Origin of the sequence: Dietzia sp. E1 (assembly GCF_014145015.1) — a bacterium.
GTDB classification, from domain to species: Bacteria; Actinomycetota; Actinomycetes; order Mycobacteriales; family Mycobacteriaceae; genus Dietzia; species Dietzia cinnamea_A.
Window position 1 is genome coordinate 1 of record NZ_JAALDU010000508.1, and the last position, 2,370, is coordinate 2,370.

5 protein-coding genes are annotated in these 2,370 nt (G+C 69.7%); 3 read left to right on the plus strand and 2 right to left on the minus strand.

Features of this window, described 5'->3' with window-relative positions; genetic code table 11:
• The first annotated feature begins 92 nt into the window (after positions 1-92).
• Positions 93-587 carry a hypothetical protein gene (locus G6030_RS14770; RefSeq protein WP_182643637.1) on the plus strand — a complete coding sequence of 165 codons (495 nt, stop codon included), beginning with the start codon at positions 93-95 and terminating at the stop codon, positions 585-587.
• 195 nt (positions 588-782) lie between these two features.
• Here the strand turns inward: G6030_RS14770 and G6030_RS14775 are convergent, their stop codons facing one another.
• A complete protein-coding gene (locus G6030_RS14775) occupies positions 783-1,061 on the minus strand; it encodes a WhiB family transcriptional regulator (protein WP_007634069.1) in 279 nt (92 codons plus the stop codon).
• Positions 1,062-1,188: 127 nt separating this feature from the next.
• Between G6030_RS14775 and G6030_RS14780 the strand changes: the two genes are divergently transcribed.
• Together G6030_RS14780 and G6030_RS14785 are read left to right on the plus strand one after the other, a co-directional pair.
• Entirely contained in the window at positions 1,189-1,806 is a 618-nt protein-coding gene (locus G6030_RS14780) for a response regulator transcription factor (protein ID WP_182643638.1), read from the plus strand.
• 53 nt (positions 1,807-1,859) lie between these two features.
• Positions 1,860-2,027 carry an SIP domain-containing protein gene (locus tag G6030_RS14785; protein ID WP_182643639.1) on the plus strand — a complete coding sequence of 56 codons (168 nt, stop codon included), beginning with the start codon at positions 1,860-1,862 and terminating at the stop codon, positions 2,025-2,027.
• A 16-nt stretch (positions 2,028-2,043) separates the two neighbouring features.
• Here G6030_RS14785 and G6030_RS14790 read toward each other — a convergent pair whose 3' ends face one another.
• Positions 2,044-2,241, minus strand: a complete 198-nt coding sequence (locus G6030_RS14790; protein WP_206680920.1) for a hypothetical protein — start codon at positions 2,239-2,241, stop codon at positions 2,044-2,046.
• Positions 2,242-2,370: the final 129 nt, after the last annotated feature.

Below are 2,370 nucleotides of genomic sequence, written 5' to 3' on the forward strand. Positions count from 1 at the left end.
GGCCGGGTCGGGCCACGCCGGTACGGGGACCCCACGGGGACTGCCGCGCTGCTAGCGTGACGGGTTCACCCTGCTGACCGAGGAGTTCCGCCGTGCTCTTGACTACCCGTGCGCGGCGAAGGTTCAGCCTCGCGGTCATCATCGCTGCCGCGTCGACCGCTCTCGGTATCGCCTCCGCCGGCGCCGCCCCGGCAGGCACCGCCCCGGCCGGCGCCGAACCCGGTGCTCCTGCTCCCAACCGCGGCCTGCCCGAGACGGGCTCCGACGTGCTGGGCCCGGCCGACCCGGCGTTCTGGAACGCGGCCGTCCCCGGCACCCGGATCCTGACCCCGGTCGATCCCCGAGACGAGGTGATCTGCCTGACGGGCTTCGTGCCGACACTCAACTGCTGGACCAAGGAGAGGGAGGTGCTCACTGCGACGATGCGCCCACTCGCGCACGTCGACGTCCCGGTGATCGGTGGTCCGCCGCTGCGCATCTGGGTGGACCTGCCACGGTGGGGCGACGGCTCCACGGGAGAAGAGCCCATCAGCGAGTGGACCACCGACGCGATCCTCTGGTGGCTCTACGGGCATTCGCCGTCATAAGCGGGCGCAGCAGCGCCCTCCCCTCATCGCGCGGTCACACCTTCTCACGTTCTCCCAGGTTAGCGGTGGCGGCAGTGCGCATTTTCGACCACTCGGCGGGACGCCACGCGGCGGGATGCGATCCTCTGGTGGCTTTTCAGGCGCATGCCGTCGTAGCGCGCGACGGTCACTCCACTGGGGGCGGGGGCGGGAGTCTCAGCCGGTCCGCTGCCGCCCGGCCAGCTTGTGCCGGTCGAGTTCGGTCATCCCGCCCCAGACGCCGTAGAGCTCGCCCGCCTCGATCGCGAACTTGCGGCACGTTTCGAGGACCGGGCAGCGGGCGCAGATCTCCTTGGCCGCCTTCTCCTTGCGACGGCGCACGCCCTTCGGCTCGTCCTCGGCACTGTAGAAGAGATCGGGGTCGCCGACGCACGCTCCGTCGTCCCTCCAGGCCCAGAACTCCGATGTGGGTTTCAGATTCCTGAACCGTGGCACTCGTGCTCCTGTCGCGGATGGCGGAAGATCAACGTCGAATTGTCTCCGAGTCCACCCGGGCGCGCTTCACCCTTAGGGGTGTATCAGCAGGGCGTGGCCGTTCAGATCCCGTTGCTAGGATCTGCGGATGCCGATCAAGGTCACAGTGGTCAATGACTACCTCGTCGTCGTCGCCGGCGTCAACGCCTTTCTCGCCCCCTACTCCGACCGGATCGAGATGGTGGAGAAGGACCTGGTCTCCAGCGGATCGGCCACCGTGGACGTGGCCCTATACGACTCCTTCGCCTCATCCCTGGGCAAGGACGACCGCCTCGAGAACCTCCTGCAGGATCCGACCATCGCGGCGGTCGCCGTCTACTCGTTCACCTCGGACCCGGCCGCGGTGCGCGACAGCCTCGACGCGGGCGCTCACGGGTTCCTGTCCAAGTCCCTGACCGCTCCCGAGCTGGTGAGTGGCATCGAGCAGATCGCCGCCGGCAAGCGCGTCACCCTGACGGGAGCGGGCCTGCCGATCATGGGTCCCGACAAGTGGCCCGCCAAGGAGGCCGGCCTCTCACACCGAGAAGCCGAGGTGGTCAGCCTGATCGTGCAGGGGCTGTCCAACGAGCAGATCGCCGAGCAGTGCTACCTCTCGCTCAACACGGTGAAAACCTACGTGCGCTCGGCGTACCGGAAGATGGACGTGGCCACGCGCGCGCAGGCGGTCGCGTGGGGCATCGAGAACGGCCTCAAGCCCGACCGGTAGGCCGCGGCACGACGTTCTGCGGCGGGTCAGCCGAGGTCCGTTCAGCGGAGGCGATGCGGTCAGCTCCGGGCCTGGCCGGGGCAGCCGTTCCCTGCGGCTTCGCGTGGGTCGCCGGCGAGTCCGGGATGGTCGCGGCCGTACGTCGTCACCTGCTCGACCGCGGCCAGGAACCCGACCGCGTCCAGTTCACCGGTTACTGGCGCCTCGGCGGGCCCCTCTAAGCCTGATGGTTCCGCCTCAGCGGCGCCCGCTTTCCAGGCCCGTCGCGGGCAGCGAGACGAATCCGCGGGTGAACGGGGAGAGCGCGCGCACGGCCGCGTCGGCGTCCACCCCGGCGTGCGGATGGGCGGCGTAGAGCTCCTCCACCGCAATCCGCGCCTGCAGCCGACCGGTGGCCGCGGCCGCGCGCTTCGTTGCGTACGCGGCGATCTCCAAAGCGGACTAGACTCCACTTTATACACCGCTGCCGATCCCACCGCATGGCAGCCGGCCACGCCCCCCATACGGGCGGGTCGCGTCCCGGCACATCAGAACCAGTCGAGCGGCGTGCCGTAGAGCCGGTCG

What these genes read in the sequence shown, in the direction of transcription:
- G6030_RS14785 (WP_182643639.1), top strand. Translation starts at nt 1,860, where the DNA reads ATGCGGTCAGCTCCGGGCCTGGCCGGGGCAGCCGTTCCCTGCGGCTTC.
- G6030_RS14780 (WP_182643638.1), top strand. Translation starts at nt 1,189, where the DNA reads ATGCCGATCAAGGTCACAGTGGTCAATGACTACCTCGTCGTCGTCGCC.